We start from the raw sequence: 17,308 nt of genomic DNA, 5'->3' as shown, positions 1-17,308 counted from the left end.
CAGCACGACGATCTTCACGCGAACTCCTTGTCCGATCCGGTCAACTGATTCACCGCTCCGGTGGTGGGTGGTGTGATCGCACGACATCGCGGGCACGCACAACCACCAACGGCTGCCCGAGTGGCGACCACTGCCGCGAGCCCGAGGGGCAGCAACAGGTCGCCAGGCGCGAGGCGGTGCGACTCACTCCTCCCTGGAAGCCGATGCCCTGGGGATGCGTTCACGACTCAGCTGCCCTCGCGCAGCCGTGCCTTGACCTCGGCGGTGAACTCGGCGGTGCTCGCGTCACCACCCAGGTCGCGAGTGCGGACGCCGGCGGCGAGTGCGCCCTCGAAGGCCTCTGTCAGTGTGAGCGCCGCCTTCTCCTCGCCGAGATGCTCGAGCATCATCGCACCAGCCCACATCTGGCCGACCGGGTTGGCGATTCCCTTGCCGGCGATGTCAGGTGCGGAGCCATGCACGGGCTCGAACATCGACGGATACTCCCGCTCGGGATTCAGATTGGCGGAGGGGGCGACGCCGATCGACCCTGCGACGGCTGACACCAGGTCCGACAGGATGTCACCGAACAGGTTCGAGGCGACGACGACGTCGAGCGAGCCCGGATCGAGCACGGCTCGCGCGGCGAGCGCATCGATCAGGACGTGCTCGTGCCTCACAGTCGGGTAGCCGGCGAGCACGCCGTCCACGACCTCGTCCCAGAACGGCATCGAATGGATGATCCCGTTCGACTTGGTCGCAGACGTGAGGCTGCCGGAACGCTTCTCGGCGAGGCGCGCGGCGTAGTGCGCGACGCGCTCCACTCCGCGTCGGGTGAACAACGCCTGCTGGATGGCAACTTCCTCGGGGCGTCCTCGATACGCGCGGCCGCCGATCTCCGAGTACTCGCCTTCGGCGTTCTCGCGAACGATGACCGTGTCGAGATCCTGCGCTCCAGCAACCCTCGGGGTGACGCCCGGCAGGCATCTGACAGGGCGGAGGTTCACGTACTGCATGAACTCGCGGCGGATCGGGATCAGCAGACCCCACAGGGTGACGTGATCCGGGATCCCCGGCATGCCGACGGCGCCGAGGAAGATCCCATCTCCGTCTGCCAGTTGCTCGATGCCGTCCGTCGGCATCATCGCGCCCGCGGACAGGTAGCGCTCCGAGCCCCAGTCGCGCTCTCGCCAGTCGATAGCGAAGCCGTGAGTCGCCGCGACCGCATCGAGGCACTCAACGGCGGCCGGCATGACCTCCTGACCGATGCCGTCACCGGCGATGACATCGATGGTGTAGCCGGCGGTCACGCGCGGTCCCGCCAGTTCACTGGCGAGATGGACAGAAGGAATCGACTGCCGACCAGGGCGCCGTATTGGAGGGTGGTTCCCTTCGGGATGACGATCAGGCCGCCGGCGTTGGTGACCACCTCGCGGGTCGCGGCACCCTCGTGGATGAGAAGGCGAGCGCGACCTTCGATGACGTAGATCGTCTCCTCGTACTGAACGGTCCAGGGGTCGCTGAGCCCGCTGGAGTGGAACTCCATGAAGTAGGTGCCGAGCTCGTCGAGGCCACACTCGGCGGTCGCGTGCTCAATGGTGGCGGGTCCGAAAGGCTTGTCGTGGTGGGGGTGATAGCCCGGAGTTGAGACCGACGGCTTCATCATGTGTGCTCCGTAATCAGGGGTATGGCGCGGGAGGCCTGAGAATCAGTCGTGCGAAGCGAGATCAGCGAAGAGGTCGAGGCGACGCAGCGCGAGTCCCGGTGCCTCGGGCGCGGCTCGCGAGGCCATCAGCAGGTCGTGGTCCAGCGTCGCTAGCACGACTTGCTCGTGATCGCCGTCGGCGATCGCCAGAAGTCCGTCGTTGACACCGAAGGTCTTGTCGACCGGGCCGGCGACGAGCGCGCGGCCGACTGCATGCATCGGGGCATCAGTCGGCAGGCCGCTGGAGCCCACGAGCGGTGACATCACGACGTAGAGCTGGTTCTCGATCGCCCGTGCCTGACAGCCGGTTCGAACGCGGTGCACTCCCCGGCGGTTCCACGTCAGCGAGGGGCACAGGATCAGGTCGACGCCCTTGCCGACGAGGTAGCGCGAGAGCTCCGGGTACTGGATGTCCGCACAGATCAGGATCCCGGCGGTGAACGGGCCGAGCTCGGTAACCAGCAGTTCGTCGCCGCCGCGAGCCCCGAGCTCGTGCTCCTGAGGGGTCAGATGCGTCTTGTCCTGGATCTCGACGCGCCCATCGGGGTGGGCGACATAGGCGGTGTTACGCAAGGAGCCGTCCCCGGCGAGCCGGTTGTGGCTACCCCCGACGATCACGACGCCGTACCGACGAGCAAGCTCAGAGACCGAGACCGAGATGGCCTCAGCGTCCTGGGGAAGAACGGACCAGTAGTCCGAGGTGATCGACTTCGTGGTCACCTCGTGGTCATCGATCGCCCCCAGCAGACCGGTGCTGGCGAGCTCCGGGAACAGCACCAGCTCGGCACCTTGCTCGACGCTCAGCCGCACCATCGACTCCACGTGGGCGACGAACTCCGGCAGGGATCGCTCAGCCCTCAGCTCGAACTGAACGGCAGCGACCGTCAACGACGACATCGTGTTTTCCTCTCGGCAGACCAGCGATGTCCACGCTAGGTCTGCCGAGGCCGAACGCCCACTGGTCGATTTTCACAACCGCCGCAGGACGGCTGGAAATGTTCCGAAGCCGAAGGGTCAGTCGCTGGTGGCGTGCAACGCAGGGCGGTCCGGCGCTAGTGCGGTGCCGAACTCACTCGTCTCACCGGCCACGATCGCCGCGAGCACCTCTCCCGACGCAGGGGCGCTGGACACACCCCAGTCGTGACCCACGTTGAGGTAGATCGAGTCCATACGCCCCACGATCGGCAGCTGGTCGGGAGTCTCACTACCCAGTCCGGCCCACAGCCCTGTCACGCCGTGTTCCGAGAAGCTCGGGTACCGGTCCGCCGCGAGCGCCGCCATGACCTTCGTCGAGGCGAGGCTGATGTGAGGGTTCAGGGAGCCGCGCCCGTCGATGCTGTGGCCGATGTAGAGGGATCCTCCGCGGTTGAGCATCGCCGTGTCGTTGTAAGACTCGTAGGCGCCCGCACCGTCTCCGCTCAGCGGCGTCGCGAACGCATCAGGCACGAACTCCGGCAGATCGACGAGCGCACCGCTCCCGTGCACACCCTGCGGACCGTGGAGGATCGGCGTCAGCCCGGTCTGGAGGGGCTGAGTCATCAACTGCCCGATCCTCACGGTTTCGATGGGAACCTGGATTCCCTCTGACCTCAGCGTCTTCGCCCACGCTCCTGTCGCCCAGACGACACCTGATGCGAAGACGTCTCCGCGAACAGTGCGAACACCGATCGCTTGGTCACGCTCGCGCAGAGTGGAGAGGACCGCCGTGTTCTTGAAGAGGCTGACACCGGCCCTGACGCAGGCCGCCTCCATTGCCGCGACGAAGTTCAGGGAGTCGATCTGAGCGTCATCGGCGCAGAACACCGCGCCGATCGCCGACTCGGGAAGGATGCTCGACTTCTTGGCCGCAGCGGCGCGATCCAGCAGTTCCACCTCCAGGCCAGCAGCACGCCTGTCCTGTACGTATGACTGCATGACGGCGCCCTGCTCGTCAGTCTCGAAGAAGAACAGGCCTCCCTCGGAGCGGAGGTCGAACACATCGCCGAGGATGTCGACGTACTGCTCGTACTTCTCCTTGCCCTTCCGCGCCAGCGCAAGCTCGGTTCCCGTCCGGCGCGTCTGCAACCACAAGGCGCCAGGGTTGCGTCCCGAGGCACCATACGAGGGAAAGCGCTGCTCGACCACGGCGACGCCGAACCCGCGTTGGCGCAATTCCCAGGCGCTGCAGAGGCCGGAGATGCCGGCACCGACGACCACGATATCTGTGGTCGCGAGGACGCTATCGCTCATCACAGCTCTTCTCCCCGTTCAGGCTTCCGTACGCACCGGGCAATTCTCCCCCACGTCCTGGGGGCGGCTGCGATGGCCCGCTGGAACCGCCCGAACCTTGCCCCACGCAACCAAAGCGTGGGCCATGGAACAACGCTACGCGTCGGGGTCGCCGAGCACATTTGGGAGATTCACAACGCCGGATCGGCGGTATCATGATTCTTCTCAAGCCCGCATCAACCGGCGGGGCTACGCTCGCCCATCAAGGATCGGACCCCGGCACGGGAAGTACCTGAGATGACAACATCCTCGCGCCCTTCCATGGGTGTCGTGCTCACAGAGCTCGGGCCAGATGCCCTGGTTCTGGCGGGGCCGGAGGATGCCCGGGATGTGCCGGTGGTCGGCGCCAGCATCTGGTCTGGGCGAGCCCCTTCCACAGACCCGCAGGTCATCCTCGTGGTGGCAGATGGGGAGCGCCGGGACCAGCTCGAGGGACTGCTTGCACAACTGCCTCCCGAGCCCCCGCGCATCATCGTCCTCACCTCTCCCAGCCCGCTTCCCCACCGCGAGCTGTCCGGTCTGGCCGCGGGACATACCGTCGTCGAGGCGGGCGGAACGGTGGATCCGGCCGAGGTCGTTCTCGCGATCTCGCGGGCCGCCCAGGCTCCGGCGGAGACGATCACGCGGCGTTTGGCCACGTTGCAGCGCTCCCTGACCCAAGCCCTGGGAGCGCCTGAGCCGCTGTCGGCGTTGTTGTCGCGACTGCGGAGCACCACGAACGCGCACATCGCGTTGGTCGACAAGCGCGGGCAGACGCTGCAGTCGACCGGGCCCGTGCCGCTGTCACTGCTGTTCGGTGAGATCGCTCGGACGGATGCCGACAGTCAGATGCTCGACGTCGACGGCTGGCGAGGCGTTGCGGACAAGATCCACGACCCCGATCGCGCGGGCGAGTACATCGGGTGGCTGATCGTCACCAGTCGACGCCCGGACTTCCCCGACCAGTACGCCACAGCCGCCGTGCACGTTGCCGCGACGCTCGTCGAGGCGTGCCACCGCATGACGCTGGTTGCTCGACAGCAGGAACGCGCCATCAAGGCGGCGGTCCTCGAAGAGGCGCTAGCACTTCGCCGGGTGCCGGACGATCCGGAACTCGCCGGGCGCATCGCAAGCTTCGGACTGAAGTTCGACGAGGGCGTGCGTATCGCCATCCTGAGGCCGTTGCGTACCTCCCCGAGCACACGAGGCCTGCCTGCACTGGAGGCCATCGGCGACGGGCTCAGCCAGGCACTTCGCGACGCTTCTGTTCCACACCTGCTCAGTCGGCGTGAGCGTCACCTTGTCGTTGCCGCACAGTGTTCGCCGGCGATGCTCAGCAGGGTCGTGGTCACCGCAGACTCCATGCCGAAGGCACAGATCGGGGTCGGTAGAGCCGTCACGAGCGTGGGCGAGATCCCGCAGTCACATGGCGACGCGACCTTGGCACTGCGTACCCTGCAGCGGAACGCACGAGGGCCACGCCTCCTCGCGTATGAGGACTTCGACTTCGCGACGCAGCTCTTCTCAGAGGTCGGCGTCGAGAGGATGACGGTATGGGCCAACGAGTTCCTCCGACCCGTCGTGGAGCGCCCGGCGCTGCTCGAAGGTCTGAGCACGTTCTTCAAGCATGAGCAGAACATGAACACGGCGGCCCACGCGCTGAGCATCCACCACAACTCACTTCGGTACCGACTGGCCAAGGTCGAGGAGATCTTGAGCCTCTCTCTACGAGATCCTGCTGCGCTGTCGTCGCTGTTCCTCGCCCTCACCGCACTCGAGCACGAGTCGGGATCCGTGAGCTTTCCGTCCGCGCGTCAGGACCTGGGCAAGCCGGCCGACGTCGACGCGCCGTACCACCTGCAGGAATACGCCCATCCGTCCCCCGACCAGCTGGGGGTCGTCTTCAGCCCGGAACGCCGATAGCCCCGGGGCGCTGTTCGTCGCTGGTGCCGTCGTTCAGTTCGATCCGAGCTCGATGCACAGAACGCCGACGATGATCAGCGCGATGCCGAGAAGCGCCATGCGCGTGAGTGCTTCGTCGAACAGCCACTTCGACATGAGGGCGGTGAGAGCAACCCCCACGGCCGCCCAGATGCCGTAGGCGACGCCAAGGCCCATCCCTCGGTCGAGGGTCCGGACCAGGAAGAGGAACGCCGTGGCGTAGCCCGCAACGACGAACGTGTACAACCGAGGGCGACCCGCGGACGCGACCTTCAGAACCAGCGTCGCGGCCACTTCGGTGAAGATCGCACCCGCGAGGTAGACCCAGGTCACCTATCAGCACCGGCGCTCGACTCACCCGCTGGTGCACAGATGCACCGGTGCGCGTGCCTGGAGCCGAGTTGCACGAGAAGAACGCCGGCGATCACCAAGGTGATGCCCACGCCGACGGGTCGCGTGAATGCCTCCGAGTAGAACACGCTGGAGAGGGCCGCGGTCAGTGCCACACCGATGGCCCCCCAAATCCCGTAAGCCGCGCCGAGTCCCATCCCCGCGCGCAGGGCGAGGGAGAGGAACACGAACGCCGCGACGTATCCGACGATGACGACGACATAGAAGACGGGCGCGTCGAGAGCACACTTGAGCAAGAGGGTCGCCGCGACCTCGGTCAGGATCGCCCCGGCGAGCAACAGCCACTTCCTCAAGGTCGTGTCCGACCGCATTCGCAGGGCCTCACGACGGTTGCCGATAGGCGTCGAACACTTCTGAGAGGGTCGGGAACCACACGCCCGAATTGGACATGACGTGGTCGACGAAGCGCCGGAGCATCACCATGTTGTGCGCCCGGCCGATGGTCTGCGGGTGCAGTGTCCACGTCATGACCCCGCCCGGGCAGTGCTCGTAGGCATAGTCGAAGCTGTCGATCCAACGGGACAGAACAACCTCGTTGCTCTGCATGAGCGGACTTCCCTTGAAGGACTCGAGTTCGGGGAAGTCATCGAGCGCCCACGAAACCGGAAGCTCGAGGACCCGACTGGGTGCTCCGAACCGATTCCCGTCCAGGAGGTCGAAGTCGATCACCATGCTCGGGTAGTAGGGCGTGAAGTCTCGGCCCATGAGCGAGGAGTCCCAATCGAACCCGAACTCGGCGAGCAGTCCCAGCGTATTGTCCGTGACGTCCAGGGCCGGCGAGCGATAGCCACGTGGTCGACGCCCGATCAGGCTCTCATGCTTCTCGACCTGGACGGCGAGGAGTTCCCGCTCCTGCTCCAGGTCGAGCTTCGGGATGTATTCATGGTAGACCCCGTGCGCCGCGACCTCGTGCCCGTCGGCGAGGACCTTCTCCAAGGCTGCCGGGAACGTCATCATCGTGTGGGTCGGGATGGCCCACGTCGTCCTGATGCCGTAATGGCGGAAGAGGTCGAGCAGGCGCGGAGCGCCTACCTCGGCGCCGAACTCACCGCGCGACATCAGCGACTGCGACTGGGATCGGAACGTCGCCAGCCAGACGCTCTGCGCGTCGAAGTCCGGGCTGAGGCAGACGGCGAGCCGCTTGCCCTCGGGCATGGTGACCGTCACGAGCCGATCACGCCCGACCGATCCCGAGCGGCGTGGGCACTCGAGCTGCCCGTTGTCTGGCCAGCGGTGGGTGTCGTCATTTGTCCTGGCCCTCCCGGGGATCAGCGCGTTGCGAGTGTGTCTGGTGCGATGGATGCCAGAAGCTCGGCAACCGCACGTCGGTTCGTCTTCCCGGTCGTGGCGTTCACGGGAAGCCCGTCCACCGCAACGAACGTGCTCGGCACCTTGTAGCCGCTCAATCGCGCCTGGACCTGCTCGCGCAGGACGGTGAGGTCGAGATGAGGTCGTCCGACCACGGCAGCTACCACGCGCTGGCCGTAGATGTCGTCCGGGAGACCCACCACGGCGACGTCTTCGACGTGGTCACACGTACGGATCGTCGCCTCGACCTCGGCCGGCGAGACGTTGACGCCTCCGCGAATGATCATGTCTGACAGGCGGCCGACGACGTAGACGTACCCCTCCTCGTCGATCCGAAGGAGATCCTTGGTCCGATACCAGCCGTCGTCGGTGAGCGCCTCGGCGGTGAGCTCTGGTTCTCGCCAGTAGCCAAGCATCAGCCCCGGCCCGGATGAGAGACCCTCCCCTACTTCGCCCGCGGGCACGTCGTGACCGTCCTGGTCGACGATGCGCAGAAGCGCTCGCGGCACGAGCTTTCCCGCCGAACCGGGCCGAGGGGCCCGATCCACGGTGGGGTCGTACGTCACGAGCGGGAGACATTCAGAGGCGCAATAGGCGTCCAGCACTGCCACGCCGGTCAGGTCCGCCCATCGCCCGAAGATGCCTTCGTTGCGTGGCTCACCGCCTGAGATGCACAAGCGCAACGAGCTCGACGGTGGGAGTCGGATCCCCTCATCCTCCAAGTGACGGACCAACTTCGCGAAGTTCGCGGTGACACCTGCGAGGAAGGTGGCATCAGAGCGGATGACCGCATCGAGCAGGGGCTCTGGACGCGCCCGCCTGACGACGACGACCGTTCCCCCGGAAAGCAGGAGTGCCAGCGACGTGCTCGCAAGTCCGTAGAGCCACGCCATCGGGAGGCAGACGACACCACGGTCCTCCGGACCCAAGTGCCACACCTCTGCATACGTGAGAGCGCAGTTCACGAGCGTCTGTCCGCCCAGCATGATCGCCTTCGGCCGGCTCGTCGTGCCGGAGGAGAAGCAGATCAGCTGGAGGGCCTCGCGAACATCTGACGGGTTCGGCTCCGTGTCCCCGCGCACGGCTACCGGAGCGAAGATCTCGACGTCGCTCATCGGGACCTCGGGCGCGAGGCCGCTCACGAGAGCGGTGTCGATCGTCGGTCCACACACGATGAGAGCGGGGTCGCTGGACTCGAGGGCGTGGGCGAGGTCCTCGGGTCCACTCGACGGATAGATCGTGACCAGAACGGCGCCTCGGCGCCAGACAGCGAGCGCGGTCGACAAGAAGTACGCGGAGCTCTCCGCAACCAGGGCTACCCGCTGTCCGGGTCGGACGCCTGCACGCTCGAGGGCGAGCGCCCGTCGCTCGACGTCCTCCTGCAGTTGCTGATAGGTCCACTGCATGTCATCGTCAACCACTGCGACTCGGGCGGCATGACGCCGTACCGATCGCTCGAACGCCACCCAGGGGTTGTCGGCCATGGCCTCAGTGCCTTCCATCGACATGCGAACACCCCCGCTCAGGTCGCACACCAGCCGCCATCAACCGCGATGACCTGTCCGTTGATGTAGCCGGCCGACTCCGAGGCGAGGAAGACAACGAGCCCGGCGACCTCGTCCGGTGCGGCTGATCGCTTCGCCGGGATGAGGAAGTCCATGATCTCCGGTGAGACGCCGATGCCTCGCTGCTGGGTGGACACCACATCACCGAGAACCTCCTCGGAGGTGGCCCTCAGGCTGGTACGGATCACTCCAGGTGCCACGACGTTCGCCGTCACGTTGTGGGGACCCACGTCGATCGCGAGGCGCCGGTTGAGCCCTTCGATGCCAGCCTTCGACGCCACGTAGGCGAGGCCGTCGGCAGCGCCCCGCTGTCCGGCGACCGAGCCGATGGTGATGATCCGGCCGGATCCCTGCTCGATCATCCGCAGAGCTGCTGCGCGGCAGCCGTGGAAGGCGCCGCTCAAGTTGATCCCGATGACCCTCTGCCACAGCTCGGGAGTGGTCTCCTGCACGTCCGCGTAGCCGTCGAAGACGCCGGCGGAGTTGACCATGGCGTCGAGCGTGCCGTTGTACGTGGCCGCCTCGTCCACGAAGGCATCGACAGCGGCCGGGTCGCTGACATCGACGGGACGCAGGTACAAGGTGGCGGGCCAGCCGAGAGCCTCGGCGGTCGCATCGAGCCGGTCCTTGGAGATGTCACTGGCGAAGACGTCGTACCCTTCGTCGAGGAACGCCTTCGCGATGGCCTGGCCGATGCCGGAGCCGGCGCCGGTGATCGCAACGGTTCGCTTGGTCATTCTGGTACTCCTGAGGCTCAGATGCGGGTGGTCAGCTGCGGTGATGTGGCGGGCTGGTCAGTGCCGCCGTGGCGCGCCGAGGGCCCTTCCCTGCGGAACATCACGATCCACTGACCGTGCTGGCAGATCTCGTCACTCTGGTTGAGCACCTCGACATCGAAGGTCACGACTCCGCGATCGGGCTTCGATCGAGACGGCTTCACCTCGGCGACTCGCTGCATGACCCGGATCGTGTCGCCGATGCGTACCGGCGCCGAGAGGTTCCACTTCATGCCCAGGAATGCCAACGCGGTGCCGTCCTTGAGCCCCAAGCGCGACTCCAACCCGATCGCGATCGCGAAGACTCCCGGGCCGTGGAAGATCCGGCCGCCGAACTGGGTGCGACGCGCGAACTCCTCATCGGTGTGCAGGGGGTTGTAGTCGCCGGACAAGCCGGCGAATCCGACCAGATCGGCCTCGGTGATGGTGCGTGCGGGCGTGACCCACCGCTGACCGATGGTGAACTCATCGAGATACAGGCCGCGGACCTCCGTGCTCGCGGGGACCTGTGACGTCGTCACCTCAGGCCCTCCCTTCCGTGCTGAAGGCACGTCGCCACCACTGGCTCAGTGCGTCGATCAGCCTCGCGACGGGCGATCGTCGAGCGGCGACCTCGTGGCCACCGACCACCTGCACGAACTGGGTGATGGTGTCCGAGAGGATGGTGCGGATGACGGGGCCGCCCATCGCCGCGAGGCTGCCGTCGACTCGAAGCCTGGCTGCGTAGCTCAGCTGCGCGTTGCCATCGAGGCCGGGCTTCACCACGACGGAGGCATCGCCGTTCAGCTTCATCTTCATCTTCGGGTCTTCCCCGCGCAGCTGGACGTTCAGCGTCTTGGTCGAGGCCACCGGCCTGATGGTCGCCTCGAGGTCCCAGTGGGCGCTGATCCCCATGACCGCGTTGGTCATCGTGGCCTGGTAGACGCCCTCACCCTTGTCCACGAGGGTGGCAGGGTCGAGTCCGGGGATGCAGCCAGCGACCAGGGGCACGTCATCGAGGCGCGACCATGCGGCCTCCGACGTCACCGGAAGCTCGAGGACGTCCTCGATCTCGACCTCGGTACCAGGCGGCTTCTTCGCGGTGCGCTTGCTCCAGTCCGCGCGGCGGGTTGTCGTCATTGGTCCTGTTCCTGACGGGTCAGCCGAGCGTGACCGCTCGGGACACGCCCTCGGTGATCACGGCTCGGTCATAACGGAAGGGCTCGGAGTTGATCGAGGGCTGCTCACCGAGGACGAGGTCGGCCAGCACGCGTCCGCTGCCCGGACCGACCGTCGCGCCGTACGCATGGCCCGCACCGATGAAGAGCCCCCGCACGGACGGAACTCCGGAGAGAACGGGCTTCCCGTCTCCTGTCTGCGGGGCGACACCACCCCAGATCCTCTCGACGGGCACGTGCTGGAGCGCCGGGATGTGGTCGCCGAGCACTCCGAACGTCTGAGCCAGACCAGCGACCGTCGGGTCGGGAGAGGCGTCCGGTCCGTCGACGAACTGGATCGGGCAGCCCAGCCAGAGCCGGCCGTCGTCACGCTGACAGACGAGTTCGAGAAGTCCGACCTCCGGCATGATGTGCTGAAGGGGGTGCAGAACGAGGTCGTCCTCGTAACCAGGAAGCTCGCGGACGAACGCGTACTCGTGGAACAGACTCGGCCCGTAGACGGCAACGTCGAAACGGGTGTCGGTCACGGCGGCGGTCTCTGCCATCTGCATGCGGAGGTGGACCACATGGAACGGCAGACCCGCCTTCGCGAGCAGATCGGTCGTCCAGGAACCACCGCACACTGCCACTGCGTCGGCGGTCAGGAGGCCGTCACTGGTCTGTACGCCGACGCAGCGGCCGTCTCGGATCTCGAGCTCGAGCGCATCGGCCAACACGATGCTGGCGCCTTCCTTCACGGCGGCCGCGGCCAGCGCGTCGGTGAACTTGCCCGGGTGGATGTAGCAGTCGCTCTTGGAGTGGATCGCGCCCACCACGTCCTCGGGGAGGAGCGGGCAGAGCTCGCGGGCACGGTCGCCGTCGACGACCTCCATCGGGAGCCCGTCGGCGGTCCTGCGGCTGACGAACCCGTCGATGAGCGGCAGCTGGTCCTCGTAGTAGAAGACGAGGGCACCGTTCGCCTTGAACTCGAAGTCGTCGATCTCCTCCGCAAGCTGCGGGTAGAGCTCACGGGACAGCTTGGCCAGTTCCAGCTCGGCGCCCGGCGTCCGGCTCAGCATGGAGATGTAGCCGGCGTTGCGGCCGGACGCACCCCAGCCGACCGCGTGACGGTCGACCAGCGTGACGCGCACACCCTCGCGCGCCAGGTAGAGAGCCGTGGAGGCGCCGACGATTCCAGCGCCCACGATGATGACACTCTCCGGCCGACCGGCCGAGGAGTCGTTCGATGCGTTGAGTAACATCTTGGTGTTCCTTACTGCCCTGGTGGGGGTTGCGAAGCGGGAGGTGGTGGACGCGCGGAGCCCGCGTTGCGGCGGCCGACCGACACGCAAAGGATGCAGCCGCCTCTGCGACCGGCGCATCAGTCAGATCAACACGGATCCAGAGCTTCCCTGGTCGATTTCCAATTCGACCGGTCGGCAGCGTCTCGCCGAAGAGCGGAGGCGACGTGGGCGGGAAGAGGACGCGACGTCGCCGACCCCGCGTCGACGTTCACGTAGGTCAGGACGATCTCGGCGAGTCGTTCGGCTTCACGCCAGACCTCCACGCCGAGTGCAAAACTGGCGGTACCTACTCGGACACAGCGCACGGACACCGCCAGGATGTCTTCGAAGCGAGCGGGAGCCCGGAACTGGAGCTGCGCGCTCACCACCGACGGATCCACCCCCGATGCAACGAGGTCGAGGTAGGGAAAGCCGAGTCCTCGCAGGTACTCGGTCATGCCGGCGTCAGCCAGCTCGAGGTAGCGACTGTTGAAGAGGAATCCCTGCGCATCGGCCTCGTAGTGCCGGACTCGGTGACGGAGCACGACCGACGGCGGCACGCTGCTCATCTCATCCCCGGAGGCGGTATCTGCCATTCGAACGCCCTCCTTCGTCTCGTCAGGCAATGATGCGACCCGCGCGCGTTCGACAGAACTGGCGAGTTCACAGATCACCGGCCCGGTTGCTGGCGGCACACCAGTCCTAGGCAAGCCGACGGCGAATCACGTCCTCGACGTCATCAGCACGACCCTCGACGTGAGCGCGCTGCAGCAGGCGGTCGATGACCGCCCCCTCGTCGACCACCAGGCTGAGAACGGCAGCGAAGGCGAGGTCGATCGTGGGCTCAGCTCATGTCCGTGACGTTCATCAGCTGCTCGAGGGCATCGCCGTACTCGTTGAGCATTCGCTCGATCTCACGCTTGACGGTCGTGTGGCCCTTCATGTCCCCCACCGCCTGGCCGACCGAGTAGGTCCAGTAGTCGAGGTTCTTCGCCCGCTCGGCGCGCTTGTACGAATAGCCGTTGAGGATCGACTGCATGGGCCAGGAGAGTGGGGCGAGAGTGGTGGGGTCTTCCCAGGTGTCGACATACCTGGTGCGAAGCATTCGTCCCTGCTTGCCCGTCATAGTCTTCGACAGGACGGCATCCTCGGAGTTCGCGGCGAACAGCTTCTCCCGTGCCTCGAGGCTGAGCTCTCCCTCGGCTGTGCCGAGCCACAGTGATCCCAACCAGACACCTTGGCAGCCTAGTGAGAGCGCGGCCAAGATCTGCGAGCCGCGTGAGATGCCCCCGGCAGCGAGAACCGGTACACCACCGGCCGCCTGGACAACCTGGGGCCACAGCACCATCGAGGCGATGTTTCCGACGCTGCCCCCGGCCTCCGTGCCCTGGGCCACGAGCAGATCCACTCCGGCGTCGACCTGCTTGGCCGCGTGGTGTCCACTGCCGACGAGCGCACCGACCTGCACGTTGCGAGAGTGCGCTTCGTTGATCACCCAGTCCGGGGTGACACCGAGTGCGCCGACGATGAGACTCACCGAGGGATGGGCCAACGTGACGTCGAGCTGGTCACGGCTCTTCTGGTTCGTCATCGCCATCTTCCCGGCGTTCTCAGTCATGTAGGCGTCCCGGTCCGCGGGCGACAGGTCGCTCAGGCCACCCTCGTCCAACATCTTCTGCACGAACGCCATGTACTGATCGGGAATCGCCGCCAGGTACTCCTCGGGCGACTTCTCGTCATTCCCGGTCCCGGGGAACACGAGATCGACGCCGAAGGGCTTGCCGTTGACCTCCTTCTCCAGCCACTCGATCGACATCTGGAGCTCGTCTGCGGTCATCCACGCGGCACCGAGGACGCCCATGCCACCGGCGTTGGTGACTGCGGCGATGACGTCCCTGCAGTGCGAGAAGGCAAAGATCGGGAGATCGATCCCGAGACTTTCGGCGACCTTGGTCTGCATCGTGAACCTGTTCCTCACGTTGGTAGGGCGCTAGCGGGAGGCTGGCCCGACTGTCCGGTGGGCGCACTCTTCAAGTCCTCGGTGACGCGAGGTCTCGGCTGCCCGTGCCTCGACACTAGGAGTCGATCGTGGCGCGGAACATTGGGACGATTTCAAGAGAACGTCGCATCCGGTGTAATTCTTCAGAGACCCGGTGGCACTCCGACCCCACGCTCCACCAACCCGCGCCTCACAGATCGTCCTCACACACATCCTTGGGTCGAATCGGTAGCGCTCAAGGAGTCACGACGATCTTTCCGACGTGAGCCCTCTTCAGCATCTGCTCCTGGGCGAGGTACAGCTCCTCCAGCGGATATGCAGCGTCGAGAAGCGGGAGGAGCCGGTCCGACTCGATGAGCTGAACGAGACGCGTGAACGTGTCGGCGGTCGGGTTGGTGATGCCGTACATCTCGAGGTCCTTGTAGATGAGGTCTCGAAGGTCCATCGCCGTCGTCGGGCCCCCGATGGCTCCAGCCGTCGTGTAGCGACCACCTCGGCGGAGGACCTTGAGCACCGGCGCGAAGAGCGCGCCGCCCACCACGTCGCCGACGACATCGACGGCTCGCGGGCCGACCAGAGCCTCGACCGCAGCCTCCAAGTCGGCCACATCGCGGCGAACGAAGTAGTGCGCACCCAGCGCCTCGAGCCGCTCCTGCTTGGACTGACTCGCCACCGCGATGACAGTGGCGCCACGGACCAGGGCCAGCTGGATGAGGGCGGTCCCCACTCCCCCTGCGGCCCCCGTGATGAGGATCGTCTCCCCCGCCGCGAGATCAGCACGCACCAGCATCTCCTCAGCAGTGTCGTAGGAGCATGGGAAGGTCGCCAGCTCTGCGTCGGTCATGGGACTGGCGACCGCGTGCGCGTTGACAGAAGGAACCGCCACGAACTCGGCGAACCCACCGTCACGTTCACTGCCGAGGTATTCAGCGATCTGCGCCCGCAACGGGAGCTGTGGGTCGCGGACCGAGGGGTCGACGAGCACGCGCTGTCCGACGCGGGAACGGTCCACGCCCTCGCCGACCGCCGCGACCACACCTGCAACCGCGGCGCCCTGGATCCGCGGGAACATGACGCCGTCCTTGTTCCACGAACTGCCGGAGCCGTCGTCACGTCCGTGGAGACCGAGCTCCTCGCTGACACCTGACTCGACCTTCCGGTCGTACCAGCCGGTTCGCGTGTTGATGTCGGTGTTGTTGAGACCGCAGGCACCGACGCGCACCAGGACCTCGCCGGCCCGCGGATGCGGTGTCGGGACGTCGTCCCGAACGACCAGGCGATCGATCCCGCCGTGGCCGGTCAGAACGACTGCTCGCATGAGCGTTGGGACGGAGACTTCAGTCTGCACTTCGTGACCCCTCGAAATCGATGTTCCGCAGCGCCGTCAGGGCGCGAGCTCCGGCTTGACCATGACGTGCTTGAACCGGGAGTACTCGTCCAGGCCGTGCCCCGAGAGCTCCTTGCCATATCCCGACTCACCGAACCCGCCGAACGGCATCTCTGAGGCCGTGAAGATCTGCTGGTTGACCCAGACCGTCCCGAAGTCGAGCTCCCTGGTGAATCGCATGGTTCGCGCGAGGTCGGTGGTCCAGACGCTGGCCGAGAGCCCGTAGTCGACGCCGTTCGCCATCGCCAGCATCTCGTCGTCGGACGCGCCGCGCTGGATGGTGACCACCGGTCCGAAGACCTCGCGCTGGATGATCTCGGAGCTCTGCTCGACGTCGGTGACCACGGTGGGCGGGTAGAACCATCCGTCCCGACCCAGGCGTTCACCACCCGTTCGGATGACGGCACCGTAGCCACGGGCTCGCTCGACGAAGCCCTCGACGCGCTCCAGTTGGCGTTCGGAGATGAGCGGTCCCATCGTGGTGGCCGGATCGGTCGGGTCTCCGACCTGCACCTTCTCGGCCTCCGACACGAAGGCAGCAACGAACTCGTCGTACGCCGCGTCCTCCACGATGATCCGGCAGGCGGCTGTGCAGTCCTGTCCGCTGTTGGCGTAGCTGAACCCCACCAGGTCGCGGGCCGTCCGGGCGACGGGACTGTCGGCGAACACCAGGATCGGAGCCTTGCCGCCGAGCTCGAGGCTGGTCCTCTTGAGCGTGGTGGCGGCGCTCGCCGCGACGGCCTTACCGGTGGAGACGTCGCCGGTCAGCGCGACCATGCCGACCTTCGGGTGCTCGACGATCGCGCGCCCGGTGTCCGCCGCCCCCAGCACGAGGTTGATCACGCCGGGCGGCAGGAATCGATTCATCAGGTCGACCAGCTTGATGGTCGTCTCAGGTGTCAGCTCGGAGGGCTTGATGATCACCGTGTTGCCTGCCGCGATCGCCGGCGCGAGCTTCCAGGTCGCCATGAGGAGGGGGTAGTTCCACGGGATGATGAGACCGACGACGCCGATCGGCTCACGGCGCAACCACGACGTACTGCCGTTCGCATACTCACCTGCAGCCGGCGCGTGCGACACTCGGGCCGCACCGGCGCTGAAGCGGATGACGTCCCATACCCATGGCATCTCCTCCACCGCATGGGTGAGGGGCTTGCCGACGTTCTCGGACTCCAGGCGTGCGAACTCCTCGGCCTCCTCCTCGACCGCCTCAGCGATCTTGAGGAGGATCTCCGCGCGCTCGACGGGCGGGGTTCGCCCCCACGCGGTCTTCGCGGAGTAGGCACGCATGACGGCCGCATCGACGTCCTCCGCCGACGCGTTGCGGTAGATCGCGATGCTCTCCTCGGTGGCAGGGTTAGTCACGTGCGACACATCGGTGTCGTCCGGCGTCGCCCGCCAGCTCTCAGCGGTCGGCCCCATGGTCGTGAGGGTGCTCATATTTCTTCTCCGTTCCTCGGCTGGTGATCAACCCGATGAGAGTCAGAAGTCTCGGGAGGCATCAGTCCGCGTTAATTGCGTGGGGGACGTCACGACCGGTTCGGCGATCGCGACGGCGGTTCATCGAGCCT

Annotated in this window: 17 protein-coding genes; 1 reads left to right on the top strand and 16 read right to left on the bottom strand. The window is 66.3% G+C overall.

Annotated elements, in window-relative coordinates; genetic code table 11:
- Positions 1-227: 227 nt before the first annotated feature.
- The 4 genes from ACYQ1K_RS22215 to ACYQ1K_RS22200 all read right to left on the bottom strand — a co-directional run bounded on the left by ACYQ1K_RS22215 (position 228) and on the right by ACYQ1K_RS22200 (position 3,913).
- Entirely contained in the window at positions 228-1,289 is a 1,062-nt protein-coding gene (locus tag ACYQ1K_RS22215) for a tartrate dehydrogenase (RefSeq protein WP_459985494.1), read from the bottom strand.
- Positions 1,286-1,645 carry a cupin domain-containing protein gene (locus ACYQ1K_RS22210; protein ID WP_459985493.1) on the bottom strand — a complete coding sequence of 120 codons (360 nt, stop codon included), beginning with the start codon at positions 1,643-1,645 and terminating at the stop codon, positions 1,286-1,288. The genes ACYQ1K_RS22215 and ACYQ1K_RS22210 overlap by 4 nt, the downstream gene beginning before the upstream one ends.
- A 42-nt stretch (positions 1,646-1,687) precedes the next feature.
- Positions 1,688-2,581 (bottom strand): nitrilase-related carbon-nitrogen hydrolase, encoded by an 894-nt coding sequence (locus ACYQ1K_RS22205; RefSeq protein ID WP_459985492.1) that lies wholly within the window; start codon positions 2,579-2,581, stop codon positions 1,688-1,690.
- Positions 2,582-2,698: 117 nt separating this feature from the next.
- Positions 2,699-3,913, bottom strand: coding sequence for an NAD(P)/FAD-dependent oxidoreductase (locus ACYQ1K_RS22200; RefSeq protein ID WP_459985491.1), 1,215 nt, complete (start codon positions 3,911-3,913; stop codon positions 2,699-2,701).
- A 309-nt stretch (positions 3,914-4,222) separates the two neighbouring features.
- Here ACYQ1K_RS22200 and ACYQ1K_RS22195 point away from each other — a divergent pair, with 309 nt between their 5' ends.
- Entirely contained in the window at positions 4,223-5,854 is a 1,632-nt protein-coding gene (locus tag ACYQ1K_RS22195; protein ID WP_459985490.1) for a PucR family transcriptional regulator, read from the top strand.
- 33 nt (positions 5,855-5,887) lie between these two features.
- Here the strand turns inward: ACYQ1K_RS22195 and ACYQ1K_RS22190 are convergent, their stop codons facing one another.
- From ACYQ1K_RS22190 to ACYQ1K_RS22135, 12 genes are all read right to left on the bottom strand, one after another.
- The gene (locus tag ACYQ1K_RS22190) at positions 5,888-6,205 is read right to left on the bottom strand and encodes a DMT family transporter (RefSeq protein WP_459985489.1); all 318 of its coding nucleotides are present in this window, start codon (positions 6,203-6,205) and stop codon (positions 5,888-5,890) included.
- Positions 6,202-6,576 (bottom strand): DMT family transporter, encoded by a 375-nt coding sequence (locus ACYQ1K_RS22185; RefSeq protein ID WP_459985488.1) that lies wholly within the window; start codon positions 6,574-6,576, stop codon positions 6,202-6,204. The genes ACYQ1K_RS22190 and ACYQ1K_RS22185 overlap by 4 nt, the downstream gene beginning before the upstream one ends.
- A 28-nt stretch (positions 6,577-6,604) precedes the next feature.
- Positions 6,605-7,450 (bottom strand): polysaccharide deacetylase family protein, encoded by an 846-nt coding sequence (locus tag ACYQ1K_RS22180; protein ID WP_459985487.1) that lies wholly within the window; start codon positions 7,448-7,450, stop codon positions 6,605-6,607.
- Positions 7,451-7,551: 101 nt separating this feature from the next.
- Positions 7,552-9,093, bottom strand: a complete 1,542-nt coding sequence (locus tag ACYQ1K_RS22175) for a class I adenylate-forming enzyme family protein (RefSeq protein WP_459985486.1) — start codon at positions 9,091-9,093, stop codon at positions 7,552-7,554.
- Positions 9,094-9,113: 20 nt separating this feature from the next.
- Entirely contained in the window at positions 9,114-9,893 is a 780-nt protein-coding gene (locus tag ACYQ1K_RS22170; protein ID WP_459985485.1) for an SDR family NAD(P)-dependent oxidoreductase, read from the bottom strand.
- A 17-nt stretch (positions 9,894-9,910) separates the two neighbouring features.
- A complete protein-coding gene (locus tag ACYQ1K_RS22165; RefSeq protein WP_459985484.1) occupies positions 9,911-10,453 on the bottom strand; it encodes a MaoC/PaaZ C-terminal domain-containing protein in 543 nt (180 codons plus the stop codon).
- A gap of 1 nt (position 10,454) precedes the next feature.
- Entirely contained in the window at positions 10,455-11,051 is a 597-nt protein-coding gene (locus tag ACYQ1K_RS22160) for an SRPBCC family protein (RefSeq protein WP_459985483.1), read from the bottom strand.
- Between the two features lie 19 nt (positions 11,052-11,070).
- Positions 11,071-12,330 carry an NAD(P)/FAD-dependent oxidoreductase gene (locus tag ACYQ1K_RS22155; RefSeq protein ID WP_459985482.1) on the bottom strand — a complete coding sequence of 420 codons (1,260 nt, stop codon included), beginning with the start codon at positions 12,328-12,330 and terminating at the stop codon, positions 11,071-11,073.
- Between the two features lie 128 nt (positions 12,331-12,458).
- On the bottom strand, positions 12,459-12,947 hold the full coding sequence (locus tag ACYQ1K_RS22150; protein ID WP_459985481.1) for an acyl-CoA thioesterase: 489 nt from the start codon (positions 12,945-12,947) through the stop codon (positions 12,459-12,461).
- Between the two features lie 248 nt (positions 12,948-13,195).
- Entirely contained in the window at positions 13,196-14,329 is a 1,134-nt protein-coding gene (locus ACYQ1K_RS22145) for a nitronate monooxygenase (RefSeq protein ID WP_459985480.1), read from the bottom strand.
- 256 nt (positions 14,330-14,585) lie between these two features.
- Positions 14,586-15,668, bottom strand: coding sequence for a zinc-binding dehydrogenase (locus tag ACYQ1K_RS22140; RefSeq protein ID WP_459985479.1), 1,083 nt, complete (start codon positions 15,666-15,668; stop codon positions 14,586-14,588).
- Positions 15,669-15,734: 66 nt separating this feature from the next.
- Complete coding sequence (locus ACYQ1K_RS22135; RefSeq protein ID WP_459985478.1) at positions 15,735-17,177, bottom strand: aldehyde dehydrogenase family protein; 1,443 nt, start codon at positions 17,175-17,177, stop codon at positions 15,735-15,737.
- Positions 17,178-17,308: the final 131 nt, after the last annotated feature.

It is taken from the genome of Nocardioides sp. AN3 (genome assembly GCF_054653495.1).
Note: the sequence above shows the minus strand (reverse complement) of the source record. Positions and strands in the feature narration are given on the sequence as shown.